Here is a 22,812-nt window from a genome sequence, read left to right as displayed (position 1 = left end):
CCCCCCCACTTCACCTATTGTAAGGATGAATTATGAATCCGGTTATCGACTTGACCCTGGCGCTGCAACCGGACGTGCCGCAAAACGTCTTGGGTCTGCAGGAGGATTCGCCCGCAGCGGTCAATGAAGGCGCGGTACGGGTGTTTTCCAGTCATACCCTAGTCGAGGAGCGTTTACAGAATGGTCTGCTCCTATTGTCTCTGCCCGATGCCAGGGTGGGGAATACGATACGCTGGTATGGCGCGAGCGCCTCTCCAAGTCAGGGGATGGGCATCATCCCCTATGCCGTTGACCGCGTTGGAGGGCAAGCAGCCACCTCGATCACCGCTCCATGCCTCTGCAAAAGAGGACAGTTGCTGCCCGAGCAGGATGCCGCCACTTCCGAAATCAATATGGAGCGGCTCCATGCTGAAAAAGCATCGTTTCTTTACTGGACTCATGATGTGACGGACTCTGGCCGAGAAGATTTCCGCATCACGCTCCATCTCTACGGCCGCCCCAAGTCTGACGGCTCCCATGGAGAAAGGCTGGGAACGCGCGTGCTCAGCGTGTCCATCGTCATTCCGTAAGCGGCGGCTGCCGGAGGCGGCGACCGCTGCCTTGAACGCAAGCGGTCGACGCGCGGGCATGAGGCATTGCCCGCTTGCGGCGCCCCCTCTTTGACATTGGCCAAAGAGGGGGCGCCGGCTTAATTTTCCCCTTTTCCTACCTTGAACACCGAGTTGGGCAACATGCCGAACACGTCCGGCGCGTACAGCGCTTCCACCCGCGTCGGCGGCAGCTTGAAGGCGCCGGGGTTGTTCAGACGCATGGCGTAGCTGGCTTTCAGGCCGCCGCGCGGCACGTAGCCGTAGTAAGCGCGGTAGCCGGAGAAGCGGCGCTCTACGTAGTCGGCGGGGTCGCCGTCGTTGTCCGCCTTGGCGTTGATCGCGGAATCCCGACCCAGGCCGGAGCCCAGGATGGTGGCGCCGGCCGGGATCGGGTCGTTGACCACCACCCAGGTCATATCGCTTTGCGCCTGGATCTCCAGCGTGACCTTGACCACGTCGCCGGGCTGGTACTGGCCGCTGGTTTTCTGGCTGACCGGGCTCAGCGTTTTCTTGATGCTGTAGCCGGCGTAGCGCGGGGCTTTGAGCACGATGGCGGCCTCGGCCTGCACCGTGGCCCACGGCGCGCCGCCGCCGGCGTGCTTGAGCTGCAGGCTGCCGGCGCCCGCGGGCCAGGGCAGCAGGCCCAGCGCCTTGACGCCTTCCTGCGGCCAGCCCAGGTTCAGCTTGGCGCCGCCCAGCGCGGCGCTGGTCTGGCCGCTGACCGGCGTGGTTTCGAACTGACGCGAGAATTGCGCGACGGCCAGGCTGCCCCACAGATTGGAAGTGGTGGTGCCCCAATGGCCTTTTTGCTGACGCCCCAGCAGGCCGGTGAGCAGGCGCGGCATATCCGCCTGCCAGCCCGGCAGCTTGCGCACCGTCAGCAGCAGCTTGGCGGCGTTGACGTCGGCGCTGCCCATCAGCCACCAGGCGTTGTCGTTGGCCTCGGTGCTGAAGCCCATGCGCGTGCCCTGGTAGGTGAGCCGCGCGCGCAGCAGGTTTTCCGCCTCGCTCAGCCGCGCGGCGCGCTGCGGGATGTCCGCTGCGCGGTTCAGCAGCGCCAGCCAGTCCACCAGCATGGCGGTGCTCATCTTCTGCGGGTTGAGGTCCAGCACGTCCAGCATGGCCGGGCGGAAGCGGCCGTAGCGCGCCAGCGCTTCCATTGCGCTCAGGCGGCGGGCGTCTGCGTCCTGGCGGCCCAGCGGCAGATCGCGCTTGATCCGGCCCTCGACGAAGGCGGACAGGCCGTCCAGCAGCCGCGCGCGCTGGGCTTCGGGGATGGCGACGCCGGCTTCGTGGGCGGCGGCCAGCAGATAGCCGCTGAGGATGTCGCTGCCGCGATCCGGCGCGCCTTCGGCCAGCGGGAAGTAGGCGGCGAGGCCGCTGCCGTCCAGATACAGCGGCAGTTCGCTCATCAGCTGATCCCAGCGCTTGGCGTCGGCCAGACCCAGCGCCACCGAGCTGCGCTGTTCCAGGCAGACATAGGGGTAGTCCTGGAACCAGCGGCGCACGCCGGGCAGTTCATTGCCCAGCTTGGCCTGCAGGCTGACGCGGATGCCGCCGCGGCCGGGCAGGGCGCCTGGCGGCAAGGCGACGGGGATGCTCAGTTCCGGCTCCACGCGTTGCAGCGTGGCCTGCTCCACTGTGATGGGCACCGCCGGCTCGATTTCCTGGCGCACCGCCAGCTTGTCGGCGGCCTTGCCGTCCACTTGCTGAGCGCTGAAGCTCCATTTCAGTTCCTTGACGTCGTTGGGCACCGTCACCGGCCAGCTCAAGAGCCGCGCCTCGCCCACCGGCAGGCTGATCTCCTGCGGCGGCAAGTCCGGCAGGCCGGGCGCGCCGGCCTGGACCTTGACCTTGAGCGGCTTGTCGCCGCCGTTGCGCACGGTGACGCCGGCGCTGAACTGGTCGCCTTCGCGCGCCAGCGGCGGGATGCCGGAGCTCAGTTGTAGGTCCTGGGTGACGTTGAAGCCGGCTTCGCCGGTGCCGAACAGATCATTGCCCGCGTCGGCCACCGCCACCAGGCGGAAGCGGGTCAGCGCGTCGTTGATAGGCACTTTGACGCGGGCGCTGCCGTTGGCGTCCAGCACCACGCGCGGCTGCCACAGCAGCAGGGTGTCCAGCAGTTCACGGGTGGGCGCCTTGCCGCCGCCGCCGCCCGGCGGCAGCGATTTGCGGCCGTAATGGCGCTTGCCCACCACTTCCAGTTGGGCGGTGGCGGTTTCCACGCCGTAGCTGTGGCGCTGGTACATCGCCTGCATCAGTTCCCAGCTGCGGTTGGGCTGCAATTCCAGTAGCGCCTCGTCCACCGCGGCGAAGGCCACTTCAGTGCCGGCCGGCGCCGGCTTGCCGCCGGGCAGTTTGACCTGGATGCTCACGTCGGCGGTTTCACGGATGCCGTAGCTCTTGCGCGCCGGGCTCACCGTCACGTCCAGCCGCTTGGCGGCGTCGCCCACCTGGATTTCGGCGATGCCGTATTTAAAGGCCGGCCGCGACAGGTCCACCATGCTGGTGGGCGGGGTGTAATCGCCGCCTTCGTTCCAATAAGCGTCCCACCATTCGCTCGGGGTTTTCCAGCCCCAGGTGAAGAAGGAGTACCACGGCACTTCGCGTACGCGGCCGCGCACCGCCAGCACCGAGACGTAGACGTTAGGGGTCCAGCCCGGCTCGACCTTGAGCTCGATCACCGGGTTCTTGCCTTCCAGCTCCACCACTCGGGTTTCGATCACGCCTTCGCGCTCTATCGCCAGCCAGGCGGTGGCTTTGCGGAAGGGCATGCGCACCTGGAAGCGGGCGGTTTCGCCGGGGGCGTAGCTGATTTTTTCCGGCAGGATGTCGATGCGGTCGTTGTTGTCCACGTCGAACCACAGCTCGTCGTGCTTGCTGACCCACACCGATTGCGCGCTTTGCGCCAGATTGCCGTTGTCGTCGGCGGCTTCGGCGATCAACTCCATATCGCCGGCGTCCTTGAGGTTGATTTCGCAGAACATCAGGCCGCGGCCGTCGGTGCTGCCGCTGCACACCTTGCCCTTGTCGTCGGTTTCCTCATTGTGGTCCCAGGCGTAGAAGCCGCCCACCAGCCGCTTGCGGCTGGACAGGTAGCGGTGTTCGCGCAGGCTGATCTTGACGTTCTTGCCGGCCAGCGGCTTGCCGGCGGTGTCCAGCACCACGGCCTTGAGCTGCAGCGCGCGGCCGGCGGTGATCCAACTGTCCACGCTGATGCCCACTTGCAGGCCGGCAGGCCACAGCGGAATGCGGCGGGTCAGGGTTTGCACTTCGCCGTTGGGGTCGCGGTAGGCGGCCTCGGTGACCAGGTCGTAGCGGCGGTCCAGCTTGGGCAGCTTGTCCAGCGTGGCCTTGCCGTTGCCGTTGGCGTCCAGTTGCAGCGCGGACTTGTCCAGCAGCACCTTGCCGTCCAGCGAGGATTCGGCCTGATCGCGCTGACGCTGCGGCGGCGAGAAGCTGTAAGCCTCATAGCCCTTGATGCGCTGATAGGCGTCGGCCAGCATGGCGCTGACTTCCACCGGCCAGCCCTTGGCCGGGCCGCCGTTGCCCCAGGACAGGGACACATTGAGCGGCAGCTGCTTGGGGGCGATGCCGGCGTTCTTCACCGTGGAAATGCGGCCGGTCATGGTGGGCAGGCGGAATTCCTCCACCCGGAAACCGCCGCTGCGCAGCGAGTAGCCGTCCAGCTCCGGGCTGGACGGTTTGTCCTTGTCGTCCGGACCGCGCGCGCCCTTGCGTTCCAGGTAGAGCGTGTATTCGCCCAGCTTGGCTTCCTTGGGCAGCGCGTAGCTGCTCTCCGCGTAGCGGCCGTTGCGCCAGCTCAGCGGCAGGTTGATTTCGTCGCCGCTGCCGTCGTGGACGATGCGCAATTGCTGCGGCAACTGGCCGGGCTTGAGCTGGGCCAGACCGCGGCTGACCTGGGTGCGCAGCAGGTGCTTCATCGACACGGTTTCGCCGGCGCGGAACAAGGCGCGGTCCAAGATGGTGTGGGCCAGGATGTTGGGGCTGTCGCTCCACTGGGTGGGGAAGGGGAAACGCCAGGATTCGATGCCGCGGTTCCAGCTGGAACGCACGAAGGACACGTCGTCGTTGCCCTTGGCGTCCTTGGCGGCGGCGGTGATGAAGAGGCCGGACAGCTCCTCGTTGTCGCACTCGCCGGCCGGCAGCACGGATTTGACCGCGGCCACGCCTTTGGCGTCGGTCTTGCCGGACCACAGCGCATTGCCCTTGCAATCGTAGATGTTGACGCGGGCGGCCGGCACCGGCTTGCCCTTGTCCAGCGTGGTCACCCACACCGCGGCGTTTTCCTTGGAGCTTTTGAAGTGCACCGCCATATTGGTGACCAGCGCGGCCGTGCGCACATACATGGGCTTGGTGCTGGCCAGCAGGGATTTGCCCAGCAGCCGCGACGATACTTCCACTACGTAGAGGCCGGGCTTGGGCAGGGGGATGCCCACCACTTCGAACGGCCATTTGCCCTGCTTGTCCGGCTGGCTGGGCAGCTTCAGCGGCTGGGCGGCTGGCTCCTTGGCCAGCAGCGACAAGCGACGGCTTTCTATGGTCTTGTCCTTGCCGGCGGGCAGGGCGCTCTCGTGATAGCGCAGCACCTTGGCCAGCCAGGTCATCATGTCCTGGTCTTTGTTCAGCCGCAGCGCCTGGCCGCCCAATTGCACGGATTTGATGTTGAGATCGCCCTCCACCCCGCGCAGGGTGATGGGCAGCGCCGCGTCCGCGCCGGACTCTATGATGCCGAACGGCGCGGCGGCGAATTTGGCCAGCGGCGGATAGTCGGCCAGCTTGATGGCCAGCGGGAAACGCTCGGCGTTGACCAGCGGCCGGCCCACCTCGTCGCCAAAGTCCTTGGGCAGCTTCAGCGTCAGCGTTTCCAAGGGCGGGAACGGCGGCGCGAAGCTGATGCTGTCCACCGGCTCGCCCTTGCCGCGTGCTTCTGCCTGGGGCGCGCGTTCGGCGCCGGCGCCGCTCAGGCGCACCGCCATCGCCAGCTTTTCCGGCACCGGCGAACTGAAGTTGAGGGTGATGGGCTTGAACGGGATGCAAGCGCCTTTGGCGTTCTCGCGCAGGCAGCTCATGCTGGCGGTGAACGGCGGCCGTACTTGGTAGTTGAGCCGGTCCGGCGCGGCCGCGCCGCGCAGGTGCACCAGGGTGAGCTTGCTGTCCGGCGCCAGGCGCTGGCCGCAGCGCAGCGTCAGCACCTTGGCGGATTGTTGTTCCAGTTTCAGATGCTTGAGCAGCGCCGCGCGCTCGCCGGCCGGCAGGGGCTGGACCGGGATGCGTTCCGGCAGGCTGGAGGATTGGCAATACAAGGACGAGGCCGGCACGCCGACGCCGTTGAATTGGAGCACGAAGGCCTGGTCTTCCTCGATGCGGCCGTTGCGCGGCCAGCGTTCCACCACTACCGGCGCGCCGGTGTAGAAACGGAAGCTCAGGCCGGCGTCCACGGCCTTGCCCTGCAGGTCCTTGAGGCCGGGCTTGGGCGTGAAGCGGCAGTCGGTATTGGCGGCCGGGGTTTCCGACACGTCCAGCACCCAGGTCTTATCGTCCACCCAATGGCCCTTGGCTTTCAGGCCGCAGCTCCAGGCGAACGGCGCCGGCGCGGCGCTATTGCCCAGCGGAATCATGCTGCTGTTGAAAGTGACGCGCACCTGCTGCACTTCTTTGACTTCGCCCTGGGGGCTGAAGGTGGTGACGCCGGCGGCAAGAGCGGCGGCGCCGACGAAACCCAAAAGCGCGGGCGCAAGGCGGAATGGCAAAGACATGGACGAGGCTCCGGAAAATACCATCGCAATTATACGCGGCAGGAGCGGCGGCAAGGAAAGAGATGTAAGCGCTAGATGTAAAAAAGACCGGCGACGGCCGGGCCTTTTGATCATGGGTGGAGCGGGTTTGAAGGAATTTCAGATTTTCGTGATTTTCACTTTCCGGCCAAGCCGGCTGGGAGGGTGGGGTGAGACGCGGCGATAATGATTTTTATTTGATATTCCTAATGAAAACAAAATGTTTTGAATGCCTGGCGTGAAGATTCACATCCGCGAATTACGTAGTTATACGGATGGGCTTGAGTGGTGTTTGTCATAGAATCGCCCACTTTCAAGAAAAAACGCATTCTAAGTGTCGCACTTTCAATTAAAGCCGGTGGCCTGCCTGTGCAAGCGGCCAACCGGGGCCTTGCTCGCATCGCTAAGCGCGCTCTGCCTGGCCGCGCCGGCCTGGGCGAAACTGCCGGCGGAGTTGCCGTCCCCTGATCAACAGCTGATTTTGCAACAAGAACGCGAACGGACGCTGCAAGAGCAAGCGCAGCCGGCGGCGCCCGATGTGCGCCTGCCGCGCCAGGCCGATGCGCTGGCGGACTATCCCATTGGCGAAGTTCCATGCTTCGTCATCCGCGAGCTTAGGCTGGAGGGTGAACTGTCCGAGCGTTTCCGGTGGGCGCTGGCCGCCGCCGACGCCGCCGGCCGCTGTCTGGGCGCGCAAGGGGTGAACCTGGCGATGAAGCGGGTGCAGAACGCCTTGATCGCTCAGGGCTACGTCACCACCCGGGTGCTGGTCAAGCCTCAGGACTTGAAGCCGGGCGTGTTGACGTTGACGCTGATCCCCGGCCGCATTCATGCGATCCGCTTCGCCGAGCCCGCCTCGCGGCGCGCGCGCTGGTTCAACGCGCGGCCGGCGCGGCCGGGCGACGTGCTCAATCTGCGCGATATCGAACAGGCGCTGGAAAACTTCAAACGGGTGCCGACGGCGGACGCCGACATCCAGATCGAACCGGCCGGCGCCGACGGCGAAAGCGATCTGGTGATCGTCTGGAAAGAAACCTTGCCCATCCGCCTGTCCTTGAGCCTGGACGACGGCGGCAGCGACGCCACCGGCCGCTACCAGGGCAGCGCCACCTTGTCGTTGGACAATCTGCTCACCGTCAATGATCTGTTCTATTACAGTCAGGGCAAGGATTTGTTCCAGCATGACCCGCTGGGCTCCAAAAGCCGCTCGCTGCATTACTCGCTGCCCCTGGGTTATTGGCAGCTGGGCCTGACCCTCAACGATTACCGCTACCACCAGACCATAGCCGGCGCCAACGAGAAATACCTATACCGAGGCGACAGCGAGAACAGCCAGCTAAGCCTGTCGCGAGTGGTGTATCGCAGCCAGGCGCACAAGACCACGCTCAGCCTGCGCGCCTACCAGCGCAAATCGCGCAATTTCGTCGAAGACACGGAAATCCGCCTGCAGCATCGGCAGACTGCCGGCTGGGAACTGGGGCTGAACCAGCGTTCTTATCTGGGCGACGCCACCTTGGACGCCGGCCTCAACTGGCGGCGCGGCACCGGCATGCTGGGCGCCTTGCCCGCGCCGGAGGAAGAAACGGGCAACGGCGGCTCTCGGGCCAGCATCGTGACCGCGGACCTGAGCTATACCCAGCCGCTGCAAATCGGCGCGCAAAAGCTGCGGCTCAACAGCCAATGGCGCGGGCAGTGGAGCAAGGGCGCGCTAGTGCCGCAGGACCGCTTCGCCATTGGCGGACGCTACACCGTGCGCGGCTTCGACGGTGATCTGAGCCTGTCCAGCGAGCGCGGCTGGCTGTGGCGCAACGAGCTGTCCTGGGCAATGGGCCCCAGCGGGCAGGAACTGTATCTGGGCCTGGATCTGGGATGCGTCGGCGGGGTCGCAAGCAGCCAGCTGATAGGCCGGCAGCTGGCCGGCGGCGCAGTCGGCATGCGCGGCAGCCTGTTCAAGCGTCTGTCCTACGACATGTTCACCGGCTGGCCGATCCAGAAACCCGTCGGCTTCCAGACCGGCGCCGCCTCGGGCTTCAGCCTGAACCTGCAATTTTGATCTTTGAATTCGGGGCCGGTGGCAACGCTTTACGTTGACGGCCTCGTCCTTGTCGAGAGTTTTGGTCATGAACCGTCTTTGTTACCGTCTGATTTTCAACCGCGCGCGGGGCCTGATCATGGCCGTCGCCGAGATCGTCAAGCCGATGGGCGCGGGCGGCGGCCGCTCCGCCGAGCCCGCGGCGGCAAGCCGGCGCTTAGGCGTGACCCTGCGCGGCATTGTCTGGGCCTGCTGGTGCGCGCTGGCCGGAACTTCCGCGCTGGCCGGCGGCATCGTGGCGGACCCGAACGCGCCGGCGGCGCAGCGCCCCAGCGTGATCAACACCGCCAACGGCCTGCCGCAAGTGAACATCCAGGCGCCCAGCGCCGCCGGAGTGTCGCGCAACCAGTACAGCCAGTTCGACGTCGACAAGGGCGGGGCCATTCTCAACAACAGCGCCACCAGCGTGCAGACCCAACTGGGCGGCTGGATCCAGGGCAACCCCAACCTCAATCCGGCCGCACCGGCGCGGGTGGTCCTCAACGAGGTCAACAGCGCCTACCCCAGCCAGTTGCGCGGCTTCCTGGAAGTGGCCGGCGGCCGCGCCCAGGTCATCGTGGCCAACCCCTCCGGCATTCTCTGCGACGGCTGCGGCACCATCAATGCAGGGCGCATGACCCTGACCACCGGCCGTCCGGAACTGAACCCGGACGGCAGCCTGGCCGGCTACCGCGTGGAAAGCGGCACCATCCGCATCGAGGGCGCCGGCATGCAGGCCGGCAGCACCGAGTACGCAGACCTGATGGCGCGGGCGGTGGAAGTGCGGGCCGGCATCTGGGCGCCTCAACTGAGCGTCAGCGCCGGCCGCAGCCGCGTCAGCGCCGACCACCAAAACATCCAGGCTCTGGCGGCGGACAGCGCCGGACGGCCCGGTTTCGCCATCGATGTGGCGCAACTGGGCGGCATGTACGCCGGCAAGATCCGCCTGCTGGCCACCGAGGCCGGTGTCGGCGTGCGCAGCAGCGGCCAACTGAGCGGCGACGAGCAGCTGAAGCTGGACAGCGCTGGTCAACTGACCCTGAGCGGCCGCCAGAACGGCGGCGACATCCAATACCACGCCGCCGGCGACATCGAACACAACGGCGCCAGCTACAGCCGCGGCAAGCTGGAGTTGAGCGGCGACGCCGCCTTGCGCCAGAGCGGCACCGTGGCGGCGGCCGGCGATGTCACGGTCAAGGCGCGCAGCATCGCCGCCAGCGGCGATTTCGCCGCCGGCAGCGACGACAAGGGACAAGTGGGCACGACAGGCGCGCTGAGCCTGAAAGCCGGCGACAGCCTGCTACTGAGCGGCCACGCGCTGGCTGGCTCCAGCCTGGACCTCAACGCGGCGGCGATCAAGGCCGCCGACGCCAAACTGCGTGCCAACGATAGCGTGACGCTGACGGCGGAGAACGGGCTGGGCCTCAGCCGCGCCAGCTTGAACACCGGCCGCTTGGTGGTTCAGGCCGGCGGGCAGATCGACAGCGACGCGGCCACGCTGCAAGCGGGCCAGTGGCAGGCCAGCGCCGCCGCGCTCAACAATCTGGGCGGCGTTTGGGAGCAGATAGGCCAGGGCAGCGGCGACTTCCGCATTGGCCAGTTGCTGGATAACCGCGGCGGCCGCATCGAGGCCGACAGCCTGGCGTTGAGCATTGGCCGGCTGGACAACGGCGGCGGCAAATTGCTGGCCTTGGGCGACACGGCGCAGTCCTGGAGCGTGCGGCAAGATCTGAGCAATCAGGGCGGCCTGATCGGCGGCAACGGAGACCTGAGCCTGAGCGCCGGCAGCTTGGACAATGCCGGCGGCGCCGTGCAAAGCGCCATCGCTTTAACGCTGACCACGGAGCGGGAACTGGACAACCGAGGCGGCGCGCTGCTGTCTGGCGCCGCTTTGAAACTGGACACGGCGCAGCTGGACAATAGCCGAGGGGGGCGGATAGACGGCGTCGGGCCGCTGACGCTCAAGGCGACAGGCAAGTTGAACAACCAGGCCGGCGCCATCCACGGCGGCGCGGACGTTGGCCTGCAAGCGGGCGAGATTGACAACGCCGGCGGCAAGGTGGAGAGCGAAAGCGCGTTGACCCTTCGTTCCGATGGCGGGCTGGACAACAGCGCGGGCAAGTTGCTGAGCAACCGGGACCAGAAGATAGAGGCCGCGAGCCTCAATAACGGCGGCGGCGAGATCAGCAGCCGACAAGCGCTGACGCTGCGAGCGGGCGTCTTGGGCAATCAGGGCGGCGGCATCGTCAGCTTGGGAGACGGAGATATCCAACTGGCCGCGCTCGACAATAGCGGCGGCAAGCTGCAAAGCGGCGGCGCTCTGGCCGTGCGAGTCCAAGGCGAACTAGGCAACCGGGAAGGCCGCATCAGCGCTCAGCGCGCGATGCGGCTGGACGCCGGCGCGCTGAACAATCGGCAAGGCACCCTGGCGGGCGGCGAGCGCATCACCGTGCTGGCGGGCCAGATGGACAATCAAGGCGGCGCGGCGGCCAGCCAGCACGGCCTGACGCTGACGCTGGGCGGGCTTAACAACCAGGGCGGCCAGATCCAGACCTTGGGCGATCTGGCGCTGGACGCCAGCGGTCTGCTGGACAATCAGGACGGCAAGCTGGTGGCAGACCAGGGCCAGCGCTTGCGCGCCGGCGAGCTGGACAACCGGCGCGGCCAGATCAGCAGCGGAATGGATCTGACGGTGGACGGCGGCCAACTGAGCAACCAGCAAGGCAAGCTGATCAGCCGCGGCGACGCTTATTACCAACTGGCGGGGCTGCATAACGCGGAAGGCGAACTGCAGAGCGGCGGCGCGGCGCGGTTGACCATCAGCGACGCGCTGGACAACAAGCAAGGCAAGATCGTGGCGGACCAGGGGCTTGCGCTGCAAGCCGCCTCCGTGGACAACGCCGGCGGCCTGCTAAACAGCCGCGGCGCGCTGGAACTCAAGGCCGGTACGCTGAGCAACCGCTACGGCAGCCTGCTGAGCCTGGGCGACGTCAGCCTGGGACTGAGCAGTTTCGACAACCAATACGGCCAGATCCAAACCACCGGCGCGCTGGAGGCGGAACTGAGCGGTCAGATCGACAACCGCCAGGGCAAGCTGATCTCCAATCGCAATCAGAAGCTGAGCGCCAGCCGGCTCCACAACGAGGGCGGCGCGGTGAACAGCGGCCAGGCGCTGAGCCTGACCGCCGGGCAATTGGGCAACCAGGGCGGCAAAATGGCGGGGCAAAGCGGCCTCAGCCTGGACTTGCAGCAGGACTACGTTTTCCGCGACGGCGAGACGCTGGCCAGCCAGGGGACGCTGAGTTTCCGCACCAGCGGCAGCCTGCGCAACGAAAGCCAGTGGGCCAGCGCCGGCAACGTCAGCCTGCAAGCGGCCAGTTTCAGCAACGCCGCGGGCGCCAAGCTGGCCGCCAGCGGCCGCCTAGACATCAATAGCGCCGGTCAGGCGGTCAACCAGGGCCGGCTGGACGCGGAACAACTGACGCTGAACGCAGCGGCGCTGGACAACAGCGGCATGATCAGCGGCCGCGACGTCACGGTGAACGGCGGCGTCATCGACAACCACGGCGGCCAGGCGGTGCTGGCCGCCACCCGCAGCCTGAGCCTCAACGCCGGCACCCGCCTGAGCAACCGCGACAGCGGCTACATCTACAGCGGCGGCGCTTTGAGTCTGAGCAGCGGCGACCTGATCGAAAACATCTCCACCGCGATAGAAGCCGAAGGCGATGTTGCCATCAGCGCCGGCCGGTTCAATAACCAGCGCACCCACGTCAATATCCAGCGCGCGGCGGAAAGCGAGAACTATAGCTGGTACAAGTACAACTACTACTTTGATGTGTTTGAACGGGTGGGCGGCTGGGATTGGTCCGCGGTGACCAAATCCCTGCCCGTCAACGACGCGGAAGCGGCCAAAACGCGTTACGGCACCATCCTGCAGGTGAATGAAGCCAAGAAGCAGGCCCTGGTCCGCTTTCAAGGCACTCAGGAACGCTGGGTCAATTACAACGCCATCAAGAAGAACGACAGCGGCGGCTACGACATGACCTTCTACCAAGGTTACAGCTGCTTCCAAGGGGCCGCCTGTCCCTATGAGCACACGGTGTGGCGCGAAGTATGGTCCGGCAGCAACGAACAATGGAACCCGGCCATTCATATCAATCCGCTGGAGCTGGATTTTGTCGACCCCGGCAACAAGTTCAACTTGCGCAACCGTTCCGCCAGCGGCACCAAGACCCGGGACAAGCTGATCTCAGTTGGCGAAGTGGCCAGCCTGAGCGCCGGCGGCAATATGACGGTGAACGTCAGCGGGCAATTGCTGAACGACGCCAGCCGCATCGCCGCCAACGGCGCCGTCACCATCAACGGGGCGGACAATGGCGGAGGCGACGCGCGCGTGATCAACCGCGCTTACTCCGTCAACGAGCGCACCCAGGAAACCGGCACGGACCACTACGACCGCAACACGCGGCACTGGTACCCCACATACACCCAGGACAAAACGGTGGCCTTGCAGACCATAGACGCCACCATCGCCGGTCATCAGGGCGTCAGCGTGCGCGCGCCCAGCATTGAAAACGTCACCGTCAATCCGGCCCAGGTCAGCGTGGCGGAAGCGGCCAAGGCCGCCGCGGAAGCGGAACCGGCGCGCTGGGACAAGCAAGACGTGGCAGCGGCCGCGGGCTCCGCCGCGGCCGGCGCGAAAGCCGGTCCGCTCAAAGGCGGCGCAGGCCAGCCTGGCCTGTTGGACCGCCTGCCCAACAACCAGCTGTTTCAGCAAAACCCCAGCCCCACGGCCTCCTATCTGATCGAAACCGATAGTCGCTTCACCCAGTACAACAACTTCATCAGCAGCGACTACATGCTGAAGCAGTTGAACTACGATCCGGTGGGCGCGCACAAGCGCCTGGGCGACGGCTATTACGAGCAAAAGCTGGTGCGCGACCAGATACTGGCGCTGACCGGCCGCCCGTCTCTGCGCGGAGAGGACGCCACCGAACAATTCAAGACGCTGATGAACCAGGGCGTCAACGTGGCCAGGGACTTCCGGCTGACCACCGGCGTGGCGCTGACCCCGGCGCAAATCGCCGCTTTGCAGCAAGACATCGTCTGGATGGTCAGCGAAACCGTCAACACCGCCAACGGCCCGCAAACCGTATTGGTGCCCACCGTCTATCTGGCGCACAACACCGTGAGCCTCAGCGGCGACGGCGCGGTGATCGCCGGCAAAGACCTCAGCCTGTCCGCCGCCAGCCTGAGCAATAGCGGCAAGCTGCAGGCGGACCAAAGCCTGGTGGCCAAGGCGGAGGTTCTGAGCAATACCGGAGGCCTGATCCAGGCCGACACCGTCAAGCTGTTGGCGGACAGCCTGAGGCTGGACACCGATCTGCAAAACGCCGGTCGGCAGGCCGCCGTCAGCGGGCGGGACGTCAGCCTGAGCGGCGCGGACATCGTTTTGAAGGGCGCCAAGGTGGACGCCTCGGAACAGCTGACGCTCAGCGCCAGCAACAACTTGACCTTGGGCGCCGCGCGCAGCCGCAAGGAAGGCAGCGTGGATCTGATCGCCGGCAGCATGGGCAACCGCGACGCCACGCTGGGCGCCGACGTGGGCGGCAGCGGCGTCGCCACCGTCAGCGGCGTGTGGGAAACCGCGCAGGGCAGCAGCCTGCAATCCGGCGGCAAGCTCAACCTGAGCGCGGGCAAGGATCTGACGTTGACCGGCTCCAGCGCCCAGGCCAAGGGTCAACTCAATGTCAGCGCCGGCAACAAGCTTACGGTGCAGGCGGACAAAACCACCAACAACACCAAGCTCACCGCCGATAGCGCCAGCTCTCGGGTAGAGGCGCGCTATCAGGCCGATACGCTGATTGCCAGCCAGCTCAGCGGCGGAGCCGGCGTGGTCGCCGTGGCCGGCCAGGAACTGAGCGTGCAAGGCAGCCGAGTCGCCAGCGATCAGGGCCAGGTGCTGTTGTCCGGCACGCAAGTGGACATCGGAGCGACGGAGCGCCATGTGGAAATCGACGACTACGAAAACAATCACATCGGCCAGACCCGCAGCCAACGCCAGCAAGCTATTCGCGACACGCAAGCGCAGGGCAGCCAAATCAGCGGCCAGCAAGGCGTCACCATCCAGGCGCGCAAGACGGACCTCACCGTGCAGGGCAGCGAACTGGCCAGCGACAACGGTGACCTCAAACTCAGCGCCGCGCGGGATATCCGCGTGGGCGCGGCGGAAGAAAGCCACAGCTTCCAGGAGCAAGCCGCCAGCACTCGCAAAAACCTGGCCAACAGCAAGCAAAGCCTCAGCCAGACTGATGAACGGCAAACGCTGGCCAAGGGCAGCAGCTTGTCCGGCGAAAGCATCAGCCTGCAAGCCGGGCAGGACCTGACCGTGGCCGGCAGCAGCGTGGCCGCCACTCATGACGTGGACCTGGTCGCCGGCCGCGACGTCAACGTCACCACAGCGGAAAACCGCCAGTACCAGCAGCATGACGAAAGCGTTAAACGATCCGGCCTGCTGGGCAGCGGCGGCATCGGCTTCACCATCGGCAGCCAGAAACAGCGAGACCAGGTGGGCGAAACCAGCATCAGCCAAACCAATAGCACGGTGGGCAGCGTACTGGGCAAGGTCAATATCGACGCCGGCCGCAACGCCTTGATCAAGGGCTCCGACCTGGTTGCCGGCGGCGACATCGACGTGCAAGCGCAGAACATTCGCGTGGAAGACGTGGCCAACCGCTATCAGCGCGACGAGAAGCACGAAGCCAGCAAGAGCGGCCTCACCGTGGCGCTGTCCGGCGTGGTGGGCGCCGCCGCCAACACCGCCGTGCAGCAGGCGCAGGACAGCAAAAAAGCCAGCGGCCGCCTGGCCGCGTTGCAAGGCGTTCAGGCCGGTTTATCAGGCTACCAGGCTTATCAGGCCTACCAGCAGGAAGCGATGAAACCAGCGGCGGAACAAAGCTTTGTCGGCATCAGCTTGTCCGTGGGCAACCAGCAAAGCCAATCCCACAGCCAGCGCCAGCAGAGCCAGAGCCAGGGCAGCCAGCTCACCGCCGGCGGCAACCTCAGTTTGACCGCCACCGGCAGCGGGGCCAAAGACGCCCAGGGCCAGGCGCAGGACGGCGACATCAGCGTCACCGGCGGCCGTCTCAAGGCCGGCAAGGACCTGACGCTGGACGCGGCGCGAGATTTGCAACTGCAAGCCGGCCGCAATGAAGACTCTCAAAGCGGCGGCAACAAGAGCAGCGGCTGGAATGCCGGCCTCAGCATCGGTGTCAGCAATGGCAGCGCCGGCATCTCCATCTTCGCCAACGCCAACAAGGGCCGGGGCAAGGAAGAGGGCCAGGGCAGCCGCTGGAACGAAACCGTGCTCAGTGCCGGCGACACCCTGAACCTGCAAAGCGGCCGCGATACCAGCCTGACCGGCGCCAGCGCCAGCGGCAAAACCGTGGTGGCGGACATAGGACGCAACCTGACGCTGCAGAGTCTGCAAGATCAGGACCGCTACCACAGCGAGCAGAGCAACGCTTCCGCCGGCGCCAGCTTCACCTTCGGCAGCATGAACGGCAGCGCCTCCATCAGCATCAGCCGTCAAAAGGCCAATAGCGACTTCGTCAGCGTGCAGGAGCAAACCGGCCTCTACGCCGGCCAGGGCGGCTTCGACGTCAAGGTGGGCCGCCATACCCAGCTGGATGGGGCGGTGATCGCCAGCACCGCCAAGGCGGACAAAAACACGCTGGATACCGGCACGCTGGGCTTCAGCAATCAGCACAACCAGGCGGATTTCAAGGTGGAGAGCCAAAGCTTCGGCATCAGCAGCGGCGGCAACATCACCGACTCGTTGAAAGGCACGCTGATGAGCCAGGGCGCCAGCAGCGTGCTGGGCGGCGGCAATAGCAGCGGCCACGCCGAATCCACCACCTACGCCGCGGTCAGCGAAGGCGTGATCAAGGTCCGCGACCAGGACAAGCAGCAACAAGACCTGAAAGACCTGAGCCGCGATGCCGAACACGCCGCCAACGGCCTGAGTCCGATCTTCGACAAGGAGAAGGAGCTCAACCGCCTGCAGGAAGCGCAGCTGATTGGACAGATTGGCGCGCAAGCCACCCAGATCGTCGCCACTGAGATGATGATGGAGGAAAACGAGAAGGTTCGGCGCAATCCCGAGTACGCGAAGAGCGAAAAGTACAGGGCGCTACAGGATAAATGGGGTGCCAACAGTGACTTCCAGCGTGCTGCCCAAGCCGCCACCGCCGCGCTGCAAGGCCTGGCCGGCGGCAATGTGCAAGCCGCCATCAGCGGCGCCGCCGCGCCTTACCTGGCCGGCGTGGTCAAGAAAATGACGGATGGCAATAAAGAAGCCAATGTGATGGCGCATGCCTTGTTGGGCGCGACGCTGGCACAAATGAAGGGTGAGAGCGCGGCGGCAGGAGCTGCCGGCGGCGCAGCGGCTCCCATCGTGGCAGAATTGCTGTTAACTCAGCTATACCCTGGGAAAAAAGTTGAGGATCTCAACGAGTCCCAGAAGCAGACCATTTCCGCGCTGACGACGATGGCGGGTAGCCTGGCGGGCTCGCTGGCAGGCGGTGATAGTGCTGGAGCCTTGACGGGTGCGCAGGCGGCGAAGAATGAGGTAGAGAACAATACACTAAAGCCCAAAGAAATTGATGCTTTGGGAAGAAAGCTTGCAACTCAGTGTGGAGGGAAATCAGGTGCAGCTAAGTCATTGTGTGAAAATGACTTAATTAAAGTTGCGGTTCAAGAAAGTGATCGGCGAAATAACTTTAGCCCAGAGTACCAAAAGGCATTCAATACCGCATTGAATAATGCAATGTCTAGTGTGTCCTCAATTTGCAAGGCAGATAGTCAGTGTGTTACTGAGGTTGCAAACAGCTTGCTACAGGCACGATTGACATGTAACACAGTTGAGTGCGCCAATGATATGGCCGGAGGTGCAATACGTAATGCAGCCGTGCGTTATGGCGGGGTTCTGGATGTTGTTAAACTTGCGGTTGGTGATTTTGGTTGGTTGATAGGGTTGAAGGGGCCGAAAGCAATTACCTCTGAGGGTACTGCAAAGTCCGGATCGTTGGTCGTTGATACGGTTACCCCAAGTGGAACTGTACTTGTTCCTGGATCAGGGATAAAACCTGCGATCACGCAAGGTGGCACTGTTGAATTGTTTACAGATGCTTCAGGTGCCAAAGTTCCAGGAGCAGTGGCAGTTGGGCCGACAACGCCAAATGCAGTTGGGTCAAATGCAATGAGGATGCCAAATATTCCCAGTAACAGCCAGGCAACTGTAGTTGCGAATAATCCATTTATTCCACCAAACGCAGGAGGAACCGGCTCTATGATGGATTACTTACCTGAGGCCGCTCGTATCACTCAGCCCGGAGGAGAGATTATTATTAATGGCACTCCCGCTAATAAGTATTTAACCAATATGCCGACGCAGGTGCAGCTTGATGCACTAGGTTTGTCAGTTAAGTATCAGGGCCCACTGCTCCCCCAGTTTCAAGGTATGACATTCTTGAGAACGGATGGCTCAGTACTTACGGCGCCAATGAAGTCGGTTGTGTTAGTAAAAAAACCCTAAGGATTGCAAGTGAAAATTTTCAAAAATTGCTGGGATAAGATAGATACTTACAACTGTCAATATGGGGCTCATGTATTTTTCGATTCAACAGCGGAAATTTATGTAAACCAATGGCTGGCTCCTAGCCGTGAGCTATATCATGAATTTTCCCGAGTAAATGACGAAGGGTATGTGGGGCATTGTAAACTTGTATTTACCGGAGTGAGAAAATTCGATTTTCAAGTGACGTTGATTCATAAGGGTGAAGGTGGGAAATTGTTTTGGAGGGATCCTATGTGCACAAGCTACGAAGGCAATGTGACTGAAGACTTAAAAGAGTATATTTTAGAAGGGAGTCTCCACGGTTTTTCATCGTCAGTTTCAATTAACGTGGAGGCCCAAGGGTTTGAGTTGCATATTTTAGAAAATGATGAACCAGCAAGGCAATCTTAGGCAATGTGATTTATTGGACTAAATGGCAAGACTGTAACTGTGGAAAATTGGGGGGCTTGGTATCAGTCGACCGACTGCGATGAGTATCCAGCTAACTCCGCCTTTCCTCATCCACAAGATGAAGCTTCGTTTTGGAGTATCGGCATCTTGCTACAGCAGAAGCTACAAAAAGAGCTTGGTGCGGGCTATGAGGTTGTTTTTCATTTCAAAAACAATTAGGTGGAGTAGGTTATTGGAAAGTAAAGTGGTTAGGTAGAAATGAACATAGCCTTGAGGAAGTCATCGGAAGGTCGTATTTATGTCTTGGTCGAGGATGTTGGTTTGAATTGGCATGTATTTCCGGGGCTTGCCTCCGGCTTGCTTTCTAAAGTGTTATCCAAAATGTCTGGCATTTATTCGCGGGGAGGTGTTTGATGCGCATGTCTACCATTTTTAATGGCAAGGTGCCGAGTTTGAACTATATTTTTGATGAGCGGCCTGGAGTGTTTACGATCGAAGTATTAAACTCAAGTCAAGTTGGTGAGCCATAAGGCATAGGGTTTTGTTTGGCCTCTTGTTGTGGTTAATAAAGCAACCCGCGTTCGCGGGTTTTTGCTTGTCTTGATCGCTATTTGCAAGATTTGCTGATCAAGGAGCGAGAGTGGCTGTTGAGATTTGAAGCCCCCCAGAAGGCTGAACAGTTTTTGCAAGCTCGCCCCCCGGAGCCTATGCGAAAGTGCTGGCATCGCGCATCTGCGCTTTTCCCTGTGTGCTCCCACCATGCCCATTCAACGCCCCGGCCTTAAACTGAATCTCTCTCCTTTGAATATGGGCACGCCTGCCGTCGGTGCGCCAGCGCTGTCCAGTGCTGATCATCTTCGCGCCAATATGGAAGGCTTGCGGCAGCAGTTGCGGGCGATGCCGCCCGCTGATTTTCGCGAGGCCCAGCACGCTCCGGATTATGCCGGCATGCGGCAAAGCGGTTTCGCCTGCATGAGCCACGGCTTTATGTTGAGCAGCGGCGGGCAGGATGTGTTCATGCATGCCCGGCGCGAGCAGGCGCAGAATCAGGGTGAATTCGCCGGCGATAAATTCCATCTCAGCGTGCAGCGGGACTTGGTGCCGCAGGCGTTTCAAGCGCTGTCCGGCTTGTTGTTTTCGGAGTCCAGCCCGATTGATAAATGGAAAGTGACGGATATGGCGCGCGTGGAGCCGGAGGCCCGAGTAGGAGCGGGCGCGCAGTTGACTTTGTACGTGAAGCCCGATGGCCCGGATTCTCATTACAGCGCGCAGGGTTTGAGCCAGGTGCGCCAGTTTGTGGAGCGCCTGGAAACGACTTTGGCCGAGCACGGCATTGAGCCGGGCCAGCATCCGGAGTCCGATGTTCGTCCTGAACACTGGCGCTACGCCAGTTACCGCAATGAATTGCGCAGCGGCAGGGAAGGCGGCGATGCGCAAAGCCAGGCCTTGCGCGAGGAGCCGTTTTATCGGCTGATGACGGAGTAAGGCCGGGGCCGCCATGTCGCGCCCCTTTAACAGCCAGGGGCGCGTGGTGGTTTTAGAACGAGTAAATCAGCCCTACGCCCAGCGAACGGATTTCGGCGTCGTAGAAGCTGATGTCGGCGTTGGATTTGCCGTAGGCGGCGCTGACGAAGGCGGACAGCGCTTTCTCGCCGAACAGCTGATGGCGCAGGTAGTTGAGGTCGACGGCGTAGGCATTGCTGTCGGCTTTTTTATTGCCGAACAGCGGGTTGCTCTGGTCGAAGCGCTGTTTGCGGAATTGCAGGCCGGCGCTGAAGGTGTTGAGGTCGCTGCTGTAGGCGTAGTCCAGGCTCAGGCCGTAGCTCTTGTTGCTCATCGCGCCGCCGTCCAGCTTGTCCTTGCCCCAGCTCAGACCCGGGGTCAGCGTTTGATTGGGGGCGAACGCCCATTCATAGCCCGCTTTCAGCAAGGTGGCGTCGCCGTTGCGGTTCAGCGTGGCGCGGTCCGCCGCGCTGAGGCCGGCCACGCTCTGGCCGCTGCGCTCGTCGTCTATCTTGATGTTGCGCTGGGTCAGCTGGGCCTTGAAGCCGGTGCCCATGATGTTTTCCCAGCCCAGCAACAGGCCGGTGGATTTGCGCTTGGTGCCGTCGCGGTCCGAGCCCACGAGGTAGGGATCGGTCCAGGTGTTCTTGCTGAGGCCGCCGTAGAGCAGGCCGGCGGAGACGATGCCGTTGTTGCCCACTTGCTGGCGCACGCCCAATTCCAGGGTGTCGTCCATGCCCAGCGGGTCGTGAATCTGGCTGTCGAACACGATCTGGGTGCGGCTGGCGGCGAAGGTGTAGCTGAGATCCAGCACCGGCAGCGCGAAGGAGTCGTTATGGGATTCCGGCGCGCTGTTCAGGCTGTTGGTTCTTTGGTTTTTGTCCCCCTTGAAGAGGTTGGATTTGACGCGGTTGCCGCCCACGCCCAGGCCGATGCTGCCGGAGAAACCGTTTTCTTCCGGTATCGGGTCCGCCACTGCGAGTTGAGCCGCCAACAAAGCCGACAAGCCTACGCATATAGTGCGCATATTCATCATCCTCAAAATAAAAGAGCTGCCATGGTTTCCGCCGACGCCGCGCCAAGACGCATGGCGGGCGTCGCTTGTTTATGCAAAATGAATTGACTGTCCATATTAAGCCGGGGACCGGTCGAAATGTCGCTTCCCCCGCAAATTAAGCCTGAGATCGCTTTGTTTTAGCCGCGGCTTGTTGCGGAATTGCCATCGGCGGGCCTGCCGCCCGCAAGCCGGAAAGACTGTCGCTTTGCGGACTAAGCGGGTCCGCGGCTAGGCTGCCGATGCGATGGGGAAAGCGGTTTATTTTTGTGCATATATTAAGTTTGTGGCGGAGTTTGATGCAAGAGGCGCTGCAACGCCGCCTCGTAGGTGTTGAGCCGGTCGATGTACTCGAACACGTCCAGCGGCGCGATGCTTTGCGTCAGCACTTGCTCGATCAGATGGAAGAAGCCGGTCCAGCAAGCGCTGGCCGCGTCCGGGGCGCTGAAGTCGACGTCTTCGGCAATGCGCGCCAGCAGGAAGCGATCCGCGCTGCCGGGGTTGTCTTGCAGGAAAACGAGGTAATGGCCCGCGTACTCCCGTCCCAGCAGATAGGCTTGGCGGCGATCGGCCAGCGGCGGCACTGTCCAGCAGTGGGGCCGGGCCTGGCCGGGCAGTTGCGCGGCGAAGGGCAGCGCATGGTAAGGCAGGGGTTGGGGATCGGGCTGATAACGGCGGCGAAGGGGGTGATTGCGTTTCATGAAGAGGCTCCTTTGCGAGGTTCATGCCCGCGACTCCGCTCTCATTCGGGATGGCGAGCACGTGACAGGGTTGAGAGACCGGCGCAAAGGACCCGGCAGACCATGAAGGCCTCCCCGCCACGGCTTGCCGAAAAATGGGCGCAGCAATGGCGCCGGTTGCGCTGAACAACCGGGAATCTTTGCAGAACGGGCTCTCAATCCCGGTGCCTGTAATCTCAAGCACGGGCGCATTATTGCCGGCTCGCGGCGTGCTAGGCAAGCGCGGCGTTTCGCCCGGACCGAGGTGCGCGGACCCGGGGTGGCGGGCGGAGCTGGAAATATTGGTGGTAGTATTGAACGATCAGCAACCATGCCGTGAAAGGGCTGGCATGACGAGGATTCGCCGCTTTGCCTGGGCCGTGCCGCTGTTGCTGGTCTTGTCCGCCTGTTCGCAGCAGCGTTCCGCCGATGGTTCGCTCCAACGCCGGCTGGATCTGCAGGAAGCGCTGGCTTTCGTGCATCAGGATGTGCCGCTGGCCGGCAACCATCTGGTGCTGCGCTCTTCGCTGGGCGGGCGCTTCGAACTGAAATTCTATGATCGCCAACTGGTCGCGCCGCTGGACGCGCAATGGCGCCGGGTGCGCATCGCGGACGCCCGCGTCGTCGGCGAGGACGTGCTGGTGCTGTTGCGCGCGGACGATGCGGAATGCGCGCCGGCTTACCGCCTGCTGCAAGTGCGCGACTACCGGGTGCGCAGTTGGACGCTGGTGGCCAGCTGCAATCAGGAGGGGGCGATGACGGTGGACGAGGACGGCGGCGCATGGCGGGCGCGTCAGGCGCGCAATCGCTTGAACGCAATGCTGTGGACCTGGCGCGGCGGGGCGTTGGAGGCCAGGCTGGAGCGCCCGGCTTCGGCCTATGATTCGCCGCGGACGCTTTCCCGCGGCGGCGGGCGGGTCGCGCGCGGTCCGCGCGGCGGCCGCGGCGAGATGCCGGGCAGTGAGCGAGGGCTGCCTCCGGCGGAGTAGGCGCTTAGACCCGCTAACAAAACCCCTGATCCCGCGTTGCGCCTCCTTGTCGTACGACTTG

General features: G+C 63.5%; 10 protein-coding genes. 7 read left to right on the top strand and 3 right to left on the bottom strand.

From position 1 onward, the window contains the following. The first annotated feature begins 32 nt into the window (after positions 1 to 32). Positions 33 to 569 (top strand): AidA/PixA family protein, encoded by a 537-nt coding sequence (locus tag ACODRW_RS23430; protein WP_488906822.1) that lies wholly within the window; start codon positions 33 to 35, stop codon positions 567 to 569. A 119-nt stretch (positions 570 to 688) separates the two neighbouring features. Here the strand turns inward: ACODRW_RS23430 and ACODRW_RS23425 are convergent, their stop codons facing one another. Next, positions 689 to 6,370, bottom strand: a complete 5,682-nt coding sequence (locus tag ACODRW_RS23425; RefSeq protein WP_488906821.1) for an alpha-2-macroglobulin family protein — start codon at positions 6,368 to 6,370, stop codon at positions 689 to 691. A gap of 409 nt (positions 6,371 to 6,779) precedes the next feature. Here ACODRW_RS23425 and ACODRW_RS23420 point away from each other — a divergent pair, with 409 nt between their 5' ends. The 5 genes from ACODRW_RS23420 (at position 6,780) to ACODRW_RS23400 (ending at position 19,971) form a co-directional block, all read left to right on the top strand. Next, a complete protein-coding gene (locus ACODRW_RS23420; RefSeq protein WP_488906820.1) occupies positions 6,780 to 8,441 on the top strand; it encodes a ShlB/FhaC/HecB family hemolysin secretion/activation protein in 1,662 nt (553 codons plus the stop codon). A 67-nt stretch (positions 8,442 to 8,508) separates the two neighbouring features. After that, a complete protein-coding gene (locus ACODRW_RS23415; protein WP_488906819.1) occupies positions 8,509 to 18,054 on the top strand; it encodes a hemagglutinin repeat-containing protein in 9,546 nt (3,181 codons plus the stop codon). A gap of 9 nt (positions 18,055 to 18,063) precedes the next feature. Beyond that, positions 18,064 to 18,486: a hypothetical protein gene (locus ACODRW_RS23410; RefSeq protein ID WP_081950458.1), complete on the top strand. Its 423-nt coding sequence runs from the start codon at positions 18,064 to 18,066 to the stop codon at positions 18,484 to 18,486. A 39-nt stretch (positions 18,487 to 18,525) separates the two neighbouring features. Beyond that, the gene (locus tag ACODRW_RS23405; RefSeq protein WP_488906818.1) at positions 18,526 to 18,705 is read left to right on the top strand and encodes a hypothetical protein; all 180 of its coding nucleotides are present in this window, start codon (positions 18,526 to 18,528) and stop codon (positions 18,703 to 18,705) included. Positions 18,706 to 19,140: 435 nt separating this feature from the next. After that, entirely contained in the window at positions 19,141 to 19,971 is an 831-nt protein-coding gene (locus tag ACODRW_RS23400; RefSeq protein WP_488906817.1) for a type III secretion system effector phosphothreonine lyase, read from the top strand. 52 nt (positions 19,972 to 20,023) lie between these two features. Here ACODRW_RS23400 and ACODRW_RS23395 read toward each other — a convergent pair whose 3' ends face one another. Next, complete coding sequence (locus ACODRW_RS23395; protein ID WP_488906816.1) at positions 20,024 to 21,016, bottom strand: DUF2860 family protein; 993 nt, start codon at positions 21,014 to 21,016, stop codon at positions 20,024 to 20,026. A gap of 305 nt (positions 21,017 to 21,321) precedes the next feature. Further along, positions 21,322 to 21,744: a hypothetical protein gene (locus ACODRW_RS23390; protein ID WP_107798970.1), complete on the bottom strand. Its 423-nt coding sequence runs from the start codon at positions 21,742 to 21,744 to the stop codon at positions 21,322 to 21,324. Positions 21,745 to 22,112: 368 nt separating this feature from the next. Between ACODRW_RS23390 and ACODRW_RS23385 the strand changes: the two genes are divergently transcribed. Further along, positions 22,113 to 22,751: a hypothetical protein gene (locus tag ACODRW_RS23385; protein WP_488906815.1), complete on the top strand. Its 639-nt coding sequence runs from the start codon at positions 22,113 to 22,115 to the stop codon at positions 22,749 to 22,751. The last annotated feature ends 61 nt before the right edge of the window (positions 22,752 to 22,812 follow it).

This window comes from Chromobacterium sp. FG89, from assembly GCF_057808735.1.
The sequence above is the reverse complement of the archived record's forward strand: the minus strand, read 5'-3'. Positions and strand labels throughout refer to the sequence as shown.

What these genes read in the sequence shown, in the direction of transcription:
- ACODRW_RS23415 (WP_488906819.1), top strand. Translation starts at nt 8,509, where the DNA reads ATGAACCGTCTTTGTTACCGTCTGATTTTCAACCGCGCGCGGGGCCTG.
- ACODRW_RS23425 (WP_488906821.1), bottom strand. Translation starts at nt 6,370, where the DNA reads ATGTCTTTGCCATTCCGCCTTGCGCCCGCGCTTTTGGGTTTCGTCGGC.
- ACODRW_RS23390 (WP_107798970.1), bottom strand. Translation starts at nt 21,744, where the DNA reads ATGAAACGCAATCACCCCCTTCGCCGCCGTTATCAGCCCGATCCCCAA.
- ACODRW_RS23385 (WP_488906815.1), top strand. Translation starts at nt 22,113, where the DNA reads ATGACGAGGATTCGCCGCTTTGCCTGGGCCGTGCCGCTGTTGCTGGTC.
- ACODRW_RS23430 (WP_488906822.1), top strand. Translation starts at nt 33, where the DNA reads ATGAATCCGGTTATCGACTTGACCCTGGCGCTGCAACCGGACGTGCCG.
- ACODRW_RS23395 (WP_488906816.1), bottom strand. Translation starts at nt 21,016, where the DNA reads ATGCGCACTATATGCGTAGGCTTGTCGGCTTTGTTGGCGGCTCAACTC.